At 52.2% G+C, this 16,966-nt stretch carries 12 protein-coding genes; 6 read left to right on the top strand and 6 right to left on the bottom strand.

Annotated features, from left to right (window positions below; translation table 11 throughout):
• The first annotated feature begins 229 nt into the window (after window positions 1-229).
• Window positions 230-2,080 (top strand): DUF3300 domain-containing protein, encoded by a 1,851-nt coding sequence (locus BEB42_RS02335; protein ID WP_105267141.1) that lies wholly within the window; start codon window positions 230-232, stop codon window positions 2,078-2,080.
• Window positions 2,081-2,149: 69 nt separating this feature from the next.
• Here the strand turns inward: BEB42_RS02335 and lpdA are convergent, their stop codons facing one another.
• From lpdA to pdhR, 4 genes are all read right to left on the bottom strand, one after another.
• Window positions 2,150-3,574 (bottom strand): dihydrolipoyl dehydrogenase, encoded by a 1,425-nt coding sequence (lpdA, locus tag BEB42_RS02340; RefSeq protein ID WP_000102485.1) that lies wholly within the window; start codon window positions 3,572-3,574, stop codon window positions 2,150-2,152.
• Between the two features lie 324 nt (window positions 3,575-3,898).
• A complete protein-coding gene (gene aceF / locus BEB42_RS02345; RefSeq protein ID WP_000963544.1) occupies window positions 3,899-5,791 on the bottom strand; it encodes a pyruvate dehydrogenase complex dihydrolipoyllysine-residue acetyltransferase in 1,893 nt (630 codons plus the stop codon).
• 14 nt (window positions 5,792-5,805) lie between these two features.
• A complete protein-coding gene (aceE, locus tag BEB42_RS02350; RefSeq protein ID WP_000003820.1) occupies window positions 5,806-8,469 on the bottom strand; it encodes a pyruvate dehydrogenase (acetyl-transferring), homodimeric type in 2,664 nt (887 codons plus the stop codon).
• A gap of 160 nt (window positions 8,470-8,629) precedes the next feature.
• Window positions 8,630-9,394, bottom strand: coding sequence for a pyruvate dehydrogenase complex transcriptional repressor PdhR (pdhR, locus tag BEB42_RS02360; protein ID WP_000331776.1), 765 nt, complete (start codon window positions 9,392-9,394; stop codon window positions 8,630-8,632).
• Between the two features lie 540 nt (window positions 9,395-9,934).
• Here pdhR and aroP point away from each other — a divergent pair.
• Window positions 9,935-11,308 (top strand): aromatic amino acid transporter AroP, encoded by a 1,374-nt coding sequence (gene aroP / locus BEB42_RS02365; RefSeq protein ID WP_074497137.1) that lies wholly within the window; start codon window positions 9,935-9,937, stop codon window positions 11,306-11,308.
• A 42-nt stretch (window positions 11,309-11,350) separates the two neighbouring features.
• Here aroP and ampE read toward each other — a convergent pair whose 3' ends face one another.
• Both ampE and ampD read right to left on the bottom strand, forming a co-directional pair.
• Window positions 11,351-12,205, bottom strand: a complete 855-nt coding sequence (ampE, locus tag BEB42_RS02370; protein WP_000171983.1) for a beta-lactamase regulator AmpE — start codon at window positions 12,203-12,205, stop codon at window positions 11,351-11,353.
• Window positions 12,202-12,753 (bottom strand): 1,6-anhydro-N-acetylmuramyl-L-alanine amidase AmpD, encoded by a 552-nt coding sequence (ampD, locus tag BEB42_RS02375; RefSeq protein WP_000923709.1) that lies wholly within the window; start codon window positions 12,751-12,753, stop codon window positions 12,202-12,204. Before ampD ends, ampE begins: the two co-directional genes overlap by 4 nt.
• Window positions 12,754-12,840: 87 nt before the next feature.
• On the opposite strand from ampD, the gene nadC reads away from it, so the two are divergent.
• The 4 genes from nadC to hofC all read left to right on the top strand — a co-directional run bounded on the left by nadC (window position 12,841) and on the right by hofC (window position 16,964).
• Window positions 12,841-13,734: a carboxylating nicotinate-nucleotide diphosphorylase gene (gene nadC, locus BEB42_RS02380; protein ID WP_105267142.1), complete on the top strand. Its 894-nt coding sequence runs from the start codon at window positions 12,841-12,843 to the stop codon at window positions 13,732-13,734.
• 202 nt (window positions 13,735-13,936) lie between these two features.
• A complete protein-coding gene (gene ppdD, locus BEB42_RS02390) occupies window positions 13,937-14,377 on the top strand; it encodes a prepilin peptidase-dependent pilin (protein ID WP_000360904.1) in 441 nt (146 codons plus the stop codon).
• Window positions 14,378-14,386: 9 nt separating this feature from the next.
• A complete protein-coding gene (gspE, locus tag BEB42_RS02395; protein WP_001025217.1) occupies window positions 14,387-15,772 on the top strand; it encodes a type II secretion system protein GspE in 1,386 nt (461 codons plus the stop codon).
• Complete coding sequence (gene hofC, locus BEB42_RS02400; RefSeq protein ID WP_000157244.1) at window positions 15,762-16,964, top strand: protein transport protein HofC; 1,203 nt, start codon at window positions 15,762-15,764, stop codon at window positions 16,962-16,964. The genes gspE and hofC overlap by 11 nt, the downstream gene beginning before the upstream one ends.
• Window positions 16,965-16,966: the final 2 nt, after the last annotated feature.

A 16,966-nucleotide genomic window follows, 5' to 3' on the forward strand; every position in this document is an offset into this window, starting at 1 on the left:
TGTTAATCTGTTTACAAAAAAGCAACATAAAAAAGTGGCTGAATCGTTAAGGATGGTCTAGAGATTGTTTCCCTCCGTAAAAACTTCGTTAATTCGCATGGTGATAATCACCTTTCTCAACGAATCCCAAGATTAGTCAAAATTTAAACTACCGCCTCTTTATACTCGGATTCACAGCACCTGCGGGTGGCAGTTCGCCGACCATTGCGATTTCCTTGAGATCCGAATTATGAAAATGACTTTGCCGTTTAAACCCCATGTGCTGGCGCTAATTTGCAGTGCCGGGCTTTGTGCCGCCTCTGCCGGGCTATATATAAAAAGCCGCACAGTGGAAGCGCCTGTGGAAGCGCAATCGACACAACTGGCTGCGCCTGACATCACCGCAGTTACGCTTCCTGCAACGGTTTCCGCACCGCCCGTAACGCCCGCCGTCGTTAAAACCGCATTCAGCACTGCGCAAATAGATCAATGGGTTGCACCTGTCGCGCTGTACCCCGACTCTTTGCTTTCACAAGTGTTAATGGCATCAACCTATCCGGCAAACGTTGCGCAAGCAGTGCAATGGTCGCACGATAATCCACTTAAACAAGGCGATGCTGCTATTCAGGCGGTATCTGACCAGCCGTGGGACGCCAGCGTCAAATCACTGGTAGCCTTTCCACAGTTGATGGCGTTGATGGGCGAAAACCCGCAATGGGTGCAAAACCTGGGCGATGCTTTTCTGGCGCAGCCGCAGGAGGTGATGGACTCGGTACAGCGGTTGCGGCAACTGGCGCAACAAACCGGCTCGCTGAAGTCATCAACCGAACAGAAAGTTATTACCACAACGAAGAAAGCTATACCGGTAAAACAGACAGTCACGGCTCCCGTCATACCATCCAATACCGTTACAACTGCCAACCCTGTCTTTACAGAGCCTGCAACAACCGTCATTTCCATTGAGCCCGCCAATCCTGATGTGATCTATATTCCCAACTACAACCCAACCGTGGTTTACGGGAACTGGGCCAATACTGCGTATCCGCCGGTTTATCTGCCACCACCAGCCGGAGAACCGTTTGTTGACAGCTTTGTGCGCGGATTCGGCTATAGCATGGGCGTTGCTACTACATACGCACTATTCAGCAGCATCGACTGGGATGACGACGATCATGACCATCATCATGACGATGATGATTATCACCACCACGATGGCGGTCATCGTGACGGTAATGGCTGGCAACACAACGGCGACAACATCAATATCAACGTCAACAATTTCAACCGTATCACCGGTGAGCATCTTACTGATAAGAATATGGCATGGCGGCACAATCCAAACTACCGTAATGGTGTGCCCTATCATGATCAGGATATGGCAAAGCGGTTTCACCAAACCGATGTCAACGGCGGCATGAGCGCCACGCAGTTACCTGCTCCAACACGCGACAGCCAGCGTCAGGCGGCAGCAAGTCAGTTTCAGCAACGAACACACGCCACACCCGTCATTACGCGAGATACCCAACGTCAGGCAGCGGCACAGCGGTTTAATGAAGCTGAACACTATGGGAGCTATGACGACTTCCGCGACTTCAGCCGTCGCCAACCACTGACCCAGCAACAAAAGGACGCCGCTCGTCAGCGTTATCAGTCGGCCTCTCCTGAGCAGCGCCAGGCAGTCCGCGAGAGAATGCAGACTAACCCGCAGAACCAGCAGAGAAGAGAAGCGGCACGTGAGCGTATTCAGTCAGACTCGCCTGAGCAGCGTCAGGCGTTGCGCGAGAAAATGCAGACTAACCCACAGAACCAGCAGCGAAGAGAGGCAGCGCGTGAGCGTATTCAGTCTGCCTCGCCTGAGCAGCGCCAGGTGTTTAAGGAAAAAGTTCAGCAGCGCCCACAGAACCAACAGCAACGTGATAACGCCCGCCAGCGTATACAATCGGCATCACCTGAACAACGTCAGGTTTTTCGGGAGAAAGTTCAGGAGAGTCGCCCACAACGTCTAAACGACAGTAACCGTACTGCCCGATTGAATAACGAGCAACGGTCAGCAGTACGCGAACGTCTCTCTGAGCACGGAGCAAGGCGACTGGAAAGGTAAATTACAGACGTAAAAAAGCGGCGTGGTTAGCCGCTTTTTTAATTACCGGATGTCCCGGCAAACGAAAAATTACTTCTTCTTCGCTTTCGGGTTCGGCAGGTCGGTGATGCTACCTTCGAACACTTCCGCCGCCAGGCCCACAGACTCGTGCAGAGTCGGGTGCGCGTGGATGGTCAGTGCGATGTCTTCGGCATCACAACCCATTTCGATTGCCAGACCGATTTCACCCAGCAGCTCGCCGCCGTTAGTACCGACAATCGCACCACCGATCACACGGTGAGATTCTTTGTCGAAAATCAGCTTGGTCATACCGTCTGCGCAGTCAGAAGCGATAGCACGACCAGAAGCAGCCCACGGGAAGGTGGCGGTTTCGTAGCTGATGCCTTTCTCTTTCGCTTCTTTCTCAGTCAGACCCACCCATGCAACTTCTGGTTCGGTATAGGCGATAGACGGGATAACTTTCGGATCGAAGTAATGTTTTTTACCGGCGATAACTTCAGCGGCAACGTGACCTTCGTGAACACCTTTGTGTGCCAGCATCGGCTGACCGACGATATCACCGATAGCAAAGATGTGCGGTACGTTGGTACGCAGCTGTTTGTCAACGCGGATGAAACCACGGTCGTCAACTTCCACGCCAGCTTTGCCTGCGTCGAGGTTTTTACCGTTCGGCACACGACCAATCGCTACCAGCACGGCGTCGTAACGCTGCGGTTCAGCTGGTGCTTTTTTGCCTTCCATCGTCACATAAATGCCGTCTTCTTTCGCTTCAACGGCGGTAACTTTGGTTTCCAGCATCAGGTTGAATTTCTTGCTGATACGCTTGGTGAAGACTTTAACGATGTCTTTGTCAGCTGCCGGGATAACCTGGTCGAACATTTCAACCACATCAATCTGTGAACCCAGCGCGTGGTATACGGTCCCCATTTCCAGACCGATGATACCGCCACCCATTACCAGCAGGCGTTCTGGTACTTCTTTCAGTTCCAGCGCGTCAGTGGAGTCCCAGATACGCGGATCTTCATGCGGAATAAACGGCAGTTGGATCGGGCGAGAACCCGCTGCAATGATCGCGTTGTCGAAGTTGATCACGGTTTTGCCGTTCTCACCTTCCACTTCCAGGGTGTTCGCCCCGGTGAATTTACCCAGACCGTTGACCACTTTGACTTTGCGGCCTTTCGCCATACCAGCCAGACCACCGGTCAGCTGATTGATCACTTTCTCTTTCCAGGTACGAATCTTGTCGATATCGGTTTTCGGTTCGCCGAAGACGATACCGTGTTCAGCCAGCGCTTTGGCTTCTTCGATAACTTTTGCTACGTGCAGCAGTGCTTTAGAAGGGATACAGCCGACGTTCAGGCAAACACCGCCAAGGGTGTTGTAACGTTCTACGATTACGGTTTCCAGACCTAAATCAGCGCAACGGAAGGCAGCGGAGTAACCTGCGGGGCCTGCCCCAAGTACCACGACCTGAGTTTTGATTTCAGTACTCATCATGACCTCTATATATTTATCTCCGGCGGTCATACCCGTCGTCTTTCAGGCCGCAGCGGCGTTAGCTTCACGCCCTCACCCCAGTCACTTACTTATGTAAGCTCCTGGGGATTCTGGCGCTTGCTACCTTGCTGCACCCAGAAATCCATAGGGTATGTGAAGTAATACCCTAACCACCACCGGGTCGTTCTATCCGTCGGTATTTTACAAAATTGTTAACAATTTTTAAACAACAAACGGCAACCGATTTGTCTATTCGCTAATAACCTCAATACATTCATGAGATTACCAGAAAAAAGCCGGCCGTTGGGCCGGCTCTTTTACTTACATCACCAGACGGCGAATGTCAGACAGCGTGTTGTTAATGATGGTAATGAAACGGGCACCATCAGCACCGTCGATCACGCGGTGGTCGAAGGAGAGAGAAATCGGCAGCATCAGACGCGGCACGAACTCTTTACCATTCCACACCGGTTCCATCGCGGACTTGGAAACGCCGAGGATAGCCACTTCCGGAGCGTTCACAATCGGCGCGAAGTGGGTAGTACCCAGGCCGCCGATGCTGGAGATGGTGAAGCAACCGCCCTGCATTTCGCCCGCAGTCAGCTTACCATCACGCGCTTTCTTAGAAATAGTCATCAGCTCGCGAGACAGCTCGATGATGCCTTTCTTGTTGACGTCTTTGAATACCGGAACAACCAGGCCGTTCGGGGTATCCACCGCCACACCGATGTTGATGTATTTCTTCAGGGTCAGACGCTGACCGTCTTCCGACAGAGAACTGTTGAAGCGAGGCATCTGCTCAAGTGCCGCAGCAACGGCTTTCATGATGAAGACAACTGGGGTGATCTTCACATCCAGCTTACGTTTCGCTGCTTCTTCGTTCTGCTGTTTACGGAACGCTTCCAGCTCAGTGATATCGGTTTTGTCGAAGTGAGTAACATGCGGGATCATCACCCAGTTACGGCTCAGGTTCGCACCAGAGATTTTCTGGATGCGGCCCAGTTCCACTTCTTCGATTTCACCAAACTTGCTGAAGTCCACCTTCGGCCACGGCAGCATGCCAGGGATACCGCCGCCAGTTGCCGCCGGAGCCGCTTCTGCACGTTTGATCGCTTCTTTCACGTAAGCCTGAACGTCTTCGCGCAGGATACGACCTTTACGGCCAGTGCCCTTCACTTTCGCCAGGTTAACGCCAAACTCGCGAGCCAGACGGCGGATCAGCGGAGTCGCGTGAACGTAAGCGTCGTTTTCAGCAAATTCAGATTTGCCTTCGGCTTTCGCAGCCGGAGCTGCTGCCGGAGCTTCAGCTTTTGCTGCCGGAGCCGGCGCAGCCGCTTCCTGTTTCGCAGGAGCTGCCGCAGGTGCTGCGCCTTCAACTTCGAAGATCATAATCAGCGAGCCAGTTTTCACTTTATCGCCAACGTTGACTTTCAGTTCCTTCACGACGCCAGCAAACGGAGCCGGAACTTCCATAGAAGCTTTATCGCCTTCTACGGTGATCAGTGACTGTTCAGCGGCAACTTTGTCGCCCACTTTCACCATCACTTCGGTCACTTCAACTTCGTCACCACCGATATCCGGAACGTTAACTTCTTTCACGCCAGCCGCTGGTGCAGGGGCCGCTGCCGGAGCCGCTTCCTGTTTAGCCGCCGGAGCTGCCGCGCCTGCTTCACCCGCGACTTCGAAGACCATAATCAGCGAGCCGGTAGACACTTTGTCACCCACGGTCACTTTGATCTCTTTCACGGTGCCTGCAAACGGAGCAGGAACTTCCATAGAAGCCTTGTCGCCTTCTACGGTGATCAGCGACTGTTCAGCTTCAACTTTGTCGCCCACTTTCACCAGGATTTCGGTCACTTCGACTTCGTCGCTGCCGATATCCGGAACATTTACGTCTTTTGCCGCCGCAGCCGCGGGTGCTGCTGCCGGAGCTGCTTCTTTCTTCTCTTCTGCCTGAGCAGGTGCAGCGTCAGCTGCACCGTCGGCGGAATCGAAAATCATAATCAGTGCGCCGGTCTGGGTTTTATCGCCCACAGAGACTTTGATCTCTTTAACGATACCCGCCTGCGGAGACGGGACTTCCATAGAGGCTTTGTCGCCTTCTACGGTGATCAGCGACTGTTCGGCTTCAACTTTGTCGCCCACTTTGACCAGGATCTCGGTGATTTCAACTTCATCAGCCCCGATGTCCGGTACTTTGATTTCGATAGCCATTATTCTTTTACCTCTTACGCCAGACGCGGGTTAACTTTATCTGCATCGATGTTGAATTTGGCGATTGCGTCAGCAACCACTTTCTTATCGATTTCGCCACGTTTAGCCAGTTCGCCCAGCGCCGCAACCACGACATAAGAAGCATCAACTTCGAAGTGGTGACGCAGGTTCTCACGGCTGTCGGAACGACCGAAGCCATCAGTACCCAGTACGCGGTAGTCGTCAGCCGGTACGTAAGTACGGACCTGCTCAGCGAACAGTTTCATATAGTCGGTAGATGCCACTGCCGGAGCGTCGTTCATCACCTGAGCGATGTACGGAACGCGCGGAGTTTCCAGCGGGTGCAGCATGTTCCAGCGTTCACAATCCTGACCATCACGCGCCAGTTCGGTGAAGGAGGTCACGCTATATACGTCAGAACCTACGCCATAATCTTTCGCCAGGATCTCTGCCGCTTCACGGACGTGACGCAGGATAGAACCGGATCCCAGCAGCTGAACTTTACCTTTGCTACCTTCAATGGTTTCGAGTTTGTAGATACCTTTACGGATACCTTCCTCAGCACCTTCCGGCATTGCCGGCATGTGGTAGTTTTCGTTCAGCGTAGTGATGTAGTAGTAAACGTTCTCTTGTTTTTCACCGTACATACGCTCCAGACCGTCATGCATGATGACAGCAACTTCGTAAGCGTAAGCCGGGTCGTAAGAGATACAGTTCGGGATAGTCAGCGACTGAATGTGGCTGTGACCGTCTTCGTGCTGCAGACCTTCACCGTTCAGGGTGGTACGACCGGAAGTACCGCCGATCAGGAAGCCACGCGCTTGCTGGTCGCCAGCCGCCCAGCACAGATCGCCGATACGCTGGAAGCCGAACATCGAGTAATAGATGTAGAACGGAATCATCGGCAGATTGTTGGTGCTGTAAGAGGTCGCCGCTGCCAGCCAGGAACAACCTGCGCCCAGCTCGTTGATCCCTTCTTGCAGAATCTGACCTTTCTCGTCTTCTTTATAGTAAGCAACCTGCTCGCGGTCCTGCGGGGTGTACTGCTGACCGTTCGGGCTGTAAATACCAATCTGACGGAACAGACCTTCCATACCGAAAGTACGCGCTTCGTCGGCGATGATCGGCACCAGACGATCTTTGATCGACTTGTTCTTCAGCATCACGTTCAGGGCACGAACGAAAGCGATAGTGGTAGAGATCTCTTTGCTCTGCTCTTCCAGCAGCGCGCCGAAGTCTTGCAGGCTCGGCAGCTCCAGCTTCTCGGTGAAGTTCGGCTGGCGGCTTGGCAGATAACCGTGCAATTTCTGACGCTGAGCGTGCAGATAGGTATGCTCTTCAGAACCTTCCGGGAAGGTGATGTACGGCAGTTTTTCGATATCAGCATCAGACACCGGCACATTGAAACGGTCGCGGATATGACGCACGCCGTCCATGTTCATTTTCTTAACCTGGTGCGCGATGTTTTTACCTTCAGCTGCGTCGCCCATGCCGTAACCTTTAATGGTATGAGCAAGGATTACTGTCGCTTTGCCTTTGGTTTCCTGCGCTTTCTTGAATGCAGCGTAGATTTTCTTCGGATCGTGACCGCCACGGTTCAGCGCCCAGATCTGCTCGTCAGTCCAGTCTGCAACCAGAGCTGCGGTTTCCGGATATTTACCGAAGAAGTGTTCACGAACGTACGCACCATCTTTCGATTTGAAGGTCTGGTAGTCGCCGTCAACGGTTTCGTTCATCAGCTGGATCAGTTTACCGCTGGTATCTTTACGCAGCAGTTCATCCCAACGGCTACCCCACATCACTTTGATCACGTTCCAGCCAGCACCTTCGAAGATACCTTCCAGTTCGTTGATGATCTTGCCGTTACCGGTGACCGGGCCGTCAAGACGCTGCAGGTTACAGTTGATAACGAAGACCAGGTTATCCAGTTTTTCACGGGTAGCGATGGTGATCGCACCTTTGGATTCCGGTTCGTCCATTTCACCGTCGCCGAGGAACGCGTAAACGGTCTGTTTAGAGGTATCTTTCAGGCCACGGTGTTCCAGATATTTCAGGAATTTAGCCTGGTAAATAGCACCAATCGGACCCAGACCCATAGATACGGTCGGGAACTGCCAGAATTCCGGCATCAGTTTCGGGTGCGGATAGGAAGAGAGGCCATTGCCGTGAACTTCCTGACGGAAGTTATCCAGCTGCTCTTGAGTCAGACGACCTTCCAGGAAAGCACGAGCGTAAACGCCCGGGGAAATGTGGCCCTGGAAGTAAACCAGGTCGCCGCCATCTTGCTCGTTGCGTGCACGGAAGAAGTGGTTAAAGCACACATCATAAATGGTTGCGGAAGACTGGAAGGACGCCATGTGGCCGCCCAGTTCGAGGTCTTTTTTCGACGCACGCAGAACCGTCATGATGGCGTTCCAGCGGATAGCTGAACGAATACGGCGTTCCAGTTCCAGATTACCCGGATACTCCGGTTGTTCTTCAACGGGGATGGTGTTGATGTAGTTGCTGATACCGGTGCCTGCGGCTACGTTGACACCGCCTTTGCGGGCTTCAGCAAGCAGTTGGTCGATCAGATACTGAGCACGCTCAACACCTTCTTCACGGATGACCGATTCGATCGCCTGGAGCCAGTCGCGAGTTTCGATCGGATCCACGTCATTTGGGAAACGTTCTGACATGGGTTATTCCTTATCTATCTAATAACGTTGAGTTTTCTGGAACCTGTCCCATTGAACTCTCGCCGGAAAGCTCAATAAGACAGGTTCTACGTTTAGTTGCCGCGCTTTTATATGCGCTTGATTTACAACATCTTCTGGATAATTTTTACCAGAAAAATCACTAATTCTTTCGTTGTTCCAGACGACGCAGAGAACGCTCACGGCGACTCTCTTCACGGCTTCTGTCGAGCAAAATTTCTTCGATAAAGGCCAGATGGCGATGCGATGCTTCGCGTGCTTCTTCCGGCTTACCGGCCATAATCGCTTCGAATATGCGAGTGCGGTGACTACTCACCAGCGGCAGCATCTCGCGACGCGAATAGAGCAATTCGAAGTTCTGACGGACATTCTGAGCCAACATCGGCTCCATACACCTTAGCAGATGAAGCAGAACTACATTGTGGGCTGCTTCGGTGACGGCAATCTGATACTGGAGGACGGCGTTTGATTCCGCGTCCAGATCGCCAGACTGCTGCGCCAGCTCTATGGCGTGGTGGAGTTCACGGATGCGTTCCTTGTCTTCATCGGTACTACGCAGCGCGGCGTAATAGGCGGCGATACCTTCCAGGGCGTGTCGTGTTTCGAGCAAGTCATACTGTGATTCAGGATGGTCGGAGAGCAGCTCCACCAGCGGATCGCTGAAACTTTGCCAGAGGCTGCTCTGAACAAAAGTGCCGCCACCCTGGCGACGAAGCAACAAGCCCTTTGCTTCGAGACGTTGAATCGCCTCACGCAAGGAGGGACGGGAGACGTCGAACTGTTTCGCCAGTTCGCGTTCCGGTGGGAGTTTTTCGCCCGGGCGGAGTGTGCCTTCGAGGATCAAAAACTCCAGTTGCTGCTCAATCACATCGGAGAGTTTTGGTTGGCGGATTTTGCTGTAGGCCATGAGTTCCTGTCTTAAGCCACTTGCCGAAGTCAATTGGTCTTACCAATTTCATGTCTGTGACGCTAAAGTAACAAAGTATTCACCTCATGTCCATACAGGTTTTGATTGAAATCATGAAACTGTGCACATTTTAACAAGTTGACATATATAACGTTTCAAAGTTGTAACTATGCACAAATGTAGACTTTACGTAGGAAAGGGATTTTTTAACGATTATTAAACTATAAAAATCCGAATTGAACCGATTCACTTACCAATTTATCGATTTTTAATTCAAAAATAATGAATTTATATTCATTCTGTATGTTGAGGGGATTTGAGGCTGACCTTTACAAACGGTTCCTTTTTAAGCAACTCATCTTCAACCATGCATAAAGCGGGTGCATTCGCTGCCGCATACCATTATTCTTTATCTGACGGAAGTCCTTTTGTAACAATTCAAACGTCTTTGATGTAAACAAATTAATACAAAAAACGGAATTGCAAACTTACACACGCATCACTGCGTAGATCAAAAAAATAATCACCGTACGAGGTTTCATGATGGAAGGTCAACAGCACGGCGAGCAGCTAAAGCGCGGCCTTAAAAACCGCCATATTCAGCTTATCGCGCTGGGTGGCGCGATAGGGACAGGGCTATTCCTGGGTAGCGCCTCCGTAATACAGTCCGCAGGGCCAGGGATTATCCTGGGATACGCCATTGCTGGTTTTATCGCCTTTCTGATCATGCGTCAGCTGGGTGAAATGGTGGTCGAAGAACCTGTCTCAGGCTCCTTTAGCCACTTTGCTTATAAATACTGGGGCAGTTTTGCCGGTTTCGCCTCTGGCTGGAACTACTGGGTACTGTACGTTTTAGTTGCCATGGCAGAGCTGACTGCCGTGGGTAAATACATTCAGTTCTGGTATCCGGAAATTCCCACCTGGGTTTCTGCCGCCGTGTTCTTTGTGGTGATCAACGCCATCAACCTGACAAACGTAAAAGTGTTTGGCGAGATGGAGTTCTGGTTTGCCATTATCAAAGTTATCGCAGTGGTAGCGATGATCATCTTCGGCGGCTGGCTACTGTTCAGTGGCAACGGCGGCCCGCAGGCGACCGTCAGCAACCTGTGGGATCAGGGTGGTTTCCTGCCGCACGGCTTCACCGGGCTGGTGATGATGATGGCAATTATCATGTTCTCGTTTGGGGGACTTGAACTGGTAGGGATTACTGCCGCAGAAGCTGATAACCCGGAGCAAAGCATTCCAAAAGCGACTAACCAGGTTATCTACCGCATCCTGATTTTCTACATTGGTTCATTAGCCGTCCTGCTCTCCCTGATGCCATGGACCCGCGTTACCGCTGATACCAGTCCGTTTGTACTGATCTTCCACGAATTGGGCGATACCTTTGTGGCGAATGCGCTAAACATCGTAGTACTGACTGCTGCGCTCTCCGTGTACAACAGCTGCGTATATTGCAACAGCCGTATGCTGTTTGGTCTGGCACAACAGGGCAACGCGCCAAAAGCGCTGGCGTCTGTCGACAAACGCGGTGTACCGGTTAACACTATTCTGGTGTCTGCGCTGGTTACGGCATTGTGCGTGCTGATTAACTACCTTGCACCGGAATCCGCATTCGGACTGTTAATGGCGCTGGTGGTATCTGCACTGGTAATCAACTGGGCGATGATTAGCCTGGCGCATATGAAATTCCGTCGCGCCAAGCAGGAACAAGGCGTGGTAACTCGCTTCCCTGCTCTGCTTTATCCGCTGGGTAACTGGATCTGCCTGCTGTTTATGGCGGCGGTACTGGTGATTATGCTGATGACCCCAGGAATGGCGATTTCGGTATACCTGATCCCGGTATGGCTGATCGTGTTAGGTATCGGCTATCTGTTTAAAGAGAAAACCGCCAAAGCCGTAAAAGCGCATTAATCTCTCTACGCCCTCACCCGTGCTGGGTGAGGGCGACAATCTTTACACCAACGCCCCGTAAATCGTCAGTAGCGCAATTACCACCACGACCACGAACGAGGTTTTCTTCGCCATTGAAACCGCTGCCTTCGGCGTCTCCACCTTATCGACATGCGGTTCACGCGCCAGAGAGAACTGTGCCAGACGTGTTAATACCTGATATTGCGAAGTATGGAAATCACCCAGCGAAGCAAACCAGGCCGGTAACGCTTTCTCCCCATGACCGATCAAGGCATATACCACACCCGCAAGACGAACCGGCACCCAATCCAGTACATGAAGCACAGCATCAATGCCGGACTGTAAACGATGATGCGGCGTCTGGTAACGCGCCAGCCAGTATTGCCATGCACGCAAAAACGCATACCCCATCAGCGTAACGGGTCCCCAGGTTCCCCCCACAATCAGCCAGAACAGCGGAGCAAGATAAAAACGAAAGTTAATCCACAGCAATGCATTTTGCAGCTCACGCAAATACTCACGTTCATCGCAACCTGCCGGGACGCCGTGAATCATGGTGAGTTCGCCAGCCATCGTGGCACGGGCATGGCTATCATTACGTGAAGCAGCTGTCAGATAAGCATGATAATGAAGACGAACTTTACCTGCGCCAATACACAGCAAACCAATCAGCAGCCACACCAGCAACGTGGGAACGTTGAACAATACACCCTGCAATGCGCGTAACAGTAAAAAAGTCACGCCCATCGCAATAATGGTCATGCATAACGTGCGCCCGAGAGAAAAATGTTTCACCCGCCGAAAGAACGCTTCAAGACGATGATCAAGCTGCCAGTGCTCGCCCAACTTAAACAGGCGCTCGAAAATTAACACCAGTAAGGTTGTAAATAGCGTCATGTTGTCTCCTTGCTGACCAGCGCACGAAACCGTGCCCAATCAAATGCAGGACCGGGATCGGTTTTCCGATCCGGCGCAATATCACAATGGCCCGTCATGTTATTAGCGATATCTGGATAGCGATCAATCAGTGCCCGTGTAACCGCCGCAAGCTGTTGATACTGCGCATCGGTATACGCCAGCGTATCGGTGCCTTCCAGCTCAATCCCAATAGAAAAATCATTGCAGCGTTCACGCCCCTGATACTGAGAGACTCCCGCATGCCAGGCACGTTTATCAAAAGGAACATACTGGACTATTTCACCATCACGGCGAATCAAACAGTGAGCGGAGACGCGCAAATGGGCGATCTCAGCAAAGAAAGGATGTGCCTGCGGATCAATAGTTCCAGTGAATAATGCGTCGATCCACGGACCGCCAAACTCGCCTGGCGGCAGGCTAATATTGTGCACCACCAGCAGGGTGGGTGTTTCGTCATCCGGGCGGCAATCGTAATGTGGTGAGGGAACGCGGTGCGCGCCAACCAGCCACCCCTGTTCTAACAACATGCAGGATCTCCTTATATGTGGTGCTAATACCCGGTTCAGAGTAGCATGTTTCTACCTTATGATTCGTTAGCTATCTGGAGTTTTAACATGCCGCCTCGCCGCTATAACCCTGACACCCGACGTGACGAGCTGCTGGAACGCATTAATCTCGATATCCCCGGCGCGGTGGCCCAGGCGCTGCGGGAAGATTTAGGCGGAACAGTCGATGCCAACAATGACATTACGGCAAAACTTTTACCGGAAAACTCTCGCTCTCATGCCACAGTGATCACACGCGAGAATGGCGTATTTTGCGGCAAACGCTGGGTTGAAGAGGTGTTTATTCAACTGGCAGGCGACGATGTCACCATAATCTGGCATGTGGATGACGGCGATGTCATCAACGCCAATGAACCCTTGTTCGAACTTGAAGGCCCATCCCGCGTGCTGTTAACGGGCGAACGCACTGCACTTAATTTTGTGCAAACCCTTTCAGGGGTTGCCAGTAAGGTACGCCACTATGTCGAATTACTGGAGGGCACCAACACGCAGTTGTTGGATACGCGCAAAACCTTACCCGGCCTGCGTTCAGCTCTGAAATACGCGGTACTTTGCGGCGGCGGAGCGAATCACCGCCTGGGGCTTTCTGATGCCTTCCTGATCAAAGAAAACCATATTATTGCCTCCGGCTCAGTGCGCCAGGCGGTCGAAAAAGCGTCCTGGCTGCACCCAGATGCGCCAGTAGAAGTCGAAGTAGAGAATCTGGAAGAACTTGATGAAGCCCTGAAAGCAGGTGCCGATATCATCATACTGGATAACTTCGAAACAGAACAGATGCGCGAAGCCGTCAAACGCACCAACGGCAAGGCGCTACTGGAAGTGTCTGGCAACGTCACTGACAAAACACTGCGCGAATTTGCCGAAACGGGCGTGGACTTTATCTCCGTCGGTGCGCTAACTAAACACGTACAGGCACTCGACCTTTCAATGCGTTTTCGCTGATTGCTGACAGATTTATCCGCTCCATCGCGGGCGGATAATCTCCCCTTTCCCAACTTTCTTCGTAACGCCTCGCAAATTTCTTGTCTTTCGCTGCAACGTAATAAAAAACTCCGGAAGCTGCTTTCCCGTTTCGTTTTTTGCCCCTCGCTTGTGCTGATGGCGTTTGCCAAAGTAGCGCCAACCAAATCAAGGAGCGAAACAAATGGACAAGCAACGCGGTTTTACACTTATCGAACTGATGGTGGTTATTGGCATCATTGCCATTTTAAGCGCCATTGGTATTCCCGCTTATCAAAACTACCTGCGCAAAGCCGCACTCACCGACATGCTACAAACCTTTGTGCCTTACCGTACCGCCGTAGAGTTGTGCGCGCTGGAACATGGTGGATTAGATACCTGCGACGGTGGCAGCAATGGCATTCCCTCGCCTACCACCACCCGCTATGTTTCAGCCATGAGTGTGGCAAAGGGCGTGGTGTCGCTGACCGGGCAAGAAAGTCTCAATGGGCTAAGCGTCGTCATGACACCGGGTTGGGATAACGCAAACGGCGTCACCGGCTGGACGCGCAACTGCAATATTCAAAGTGACAGCGCATTGCAGCAAGCCTGCGAAGATGTCTTTCGCTTTGATGACGCCAACTAAGGAGCGGCAATGAATATTCCACAGCTCACCGCCCTGTGTCTGCGTTATCAGGGAGTCTTGCTGGATGCCAGCAAAGAGGTGGTTCATGTTGCGGTGGTCGATGCCCCTTCGCATGAGCTACTGGACGCATTGCATTTCGCTACCACCAAACGTATTGAGATCACCTGCTGGACGCGCCAACAAATGGAAGGTCACGCCAGTCGCACCCAACAGACATTGCCCGTAGCTATTCATGAGAAGCATCAGCCCAAAGCAGAGTTACTGACTCGAACGTTACAATCTGCGCTGGAACAACGCGCGTCTGATATTCATATCGAACCAGCGGACAATGCCTACCGCATCCGCTTGCGTATCGACGGTGTATTGCATCCTTTACCGGATGTTTTACCGGATGCCGGAGTCGCATTAACCGCCAGATTAAAAGTGCTGGGCAACCTGGATATCGCGGAACATCGCCTGCCACAGGACGGGCAATTCACTGTCGAACTGGGCGGGAACGCCGTCTCATTTCGCATTGCTACCTTGCCATGTCGCGGCGGTGAAAAGGTGGTATTACGGTTGTTACAGCAGGTGGACCAGGCGCTGGATATCAACACGCTGGGGATGCAACCATCACAACTGACTGACTTTACCTACGCCTTGCAGCAACCACAGGGATTGGTGCTGGTAACTGGCCCTACTGGCAGCGGCAAAACGGTCACGCTGTATAGCGCCCTGCAAACGCTAAATATCGCTGATATTAATATTTGCAGCGTGGAAGATCCGATTGAGATCCCCATAGCCGGACTAAACCAGACGCAAATCCATCCGCGTGCCGGTCTTACCTTTCAGGGCGTTTTGCGTGCGTTATTGCGCCAGGACCCTGACGTCATCATGATCGGAGAGATCCGCGATGGCGAAACGGCAGAAATTGCCATTAAAGCCGCGCAAACGGGCCACCTGGTGTTGTCTACCCTACACACGAATTCCACCTGCGAAACGCTGGTACGTTTACAGCAAATGGGAGTCGCCCGCTGGATGCTCTCATCGGCGCTTACGCTGGTAATAGCCCAGCGTCTGGTACGTAAACTTTGCCCACATTGTCGCCTGCAGCAAGGGGAGCCCATCCATATTCCAGACAATGTATGGCCGTCGCCGCTGCCCCGCTGGCAAGCACCCGGTTGTGTACATTGCTACCACGGTTTTTATGGTCGCACTGCCTTATTTGAAGTTCTGCCCATAACACCGTTCATACGTCAGCTTATTTCCGCTAATACCGACGTTGAATCGCTGGAAACGCACGCCCGACAGGCGGGTATGCGAACGCTTTTTGAAAACGGCTGCCTGGCCGTGGAGCAAGGCTTAACCACCTTTGAAGAGTTAATCCGCGTATTGGGAATGCCGCATGGCGAGTAAGCAACTCTGGCGCTGGCATGGCATAACCGGCGACGGCAATGCGCAAGATGGAATGCTATGGGCAGAAAGCCGTGCTTTGCTGCTTATGGCACTTCAGCAACAGATGGTTACCCCACTTAGCCTGAAGCGAATCGCCATCAATTCTGCGCAGTGGCGAGGAGATAAAAGCGCGGAAGTCATTCATCAACTGGCGACGCTACTCAAAGCCGGGTTAACCCTTTCTGAAGGGCTGGCACTGCTTGCGGAACAGCATCCCAGTAAGCAATGGCAAGCGTTACTGCAATCACTGGCGCTCGATCTCGAACAGGGCGTTGCCTTTTCGAATGCCTTATTACCCTGGTCAGAGGTATTTCCGCCGCTCTATCAGGCAATGATCCGCACGGGGGAATTGACCGGTAAGTTAGATGAATGTTGCTTTGAACTTGCTCGACAGCAAAAAGCCCAGCGTCAGTTAGCCGATAAAGTGAAATCAGCGTTGCGTTATCCCATCATCATTTTAGCGATGGCAATAATGGTGGTTGTGGCAATGCTGCATTTTGTGCTGCCGGAGTTTGCTGCTATTTATAAGACCTTCAACACCCCACTACCGGTACTAACGCAGGGGATCATGACGCTGGCAGACTTTAGTGGCGAATGGGGCTGGCTGCTGCTGTTGTTCGGCTTACTGCTGGCAATAGCCAATAAGTTGCTGATGCGCCGCCCGACCTGGCTTATCGCGCGGCAGAAATGGCTGTTACGCATCCCGATTATGGGTTCACTGATGCGGGGACAAAAACTCACGCAGATCTTTACGATTCTGGCGCTGACTCAAAGTGCAGGCATTACTTTTTTACAGGGCGTAGAGAGCGTCAGAGAAACAATGCGCTGCCCGTACTGGGTGCAACTTCTGACACAAATCCAGCACGATATCAGTAACGGTCATCCCATCTGGCTGGCGCTAAAAAATACCGGTGAGTTTAGCCCGCTCTGTTTGCAATTAGTGAGAACAGGAGAGGTATCCGGCTCGCTGGATCTCATGTTAGACAACCTCGCCCATCATCATCGGGATAACACAATGGCGCTGGCGGATAACCTCGCAGCCTTACTGGAACCGGCGTTGCTGATCATAACGGGAGGAATTATCGGTACGCTGGTGGTGGCAATGTATTTGCCAATTTTCCATTTAGGCGATGCGATGAGTGGGATGGGATAACG

The sequence above is a fragment of the Escherichia sp. MOD1-EC5990 genome (assembly GCF_002965285.1).
Taxonomy (GTDB): Bacteria; Pseudomonadota; Gammaproteobacteria; order Enterobacterales; family Enterobacteriaceae; genus Escherichia; species Escherichia coli_F.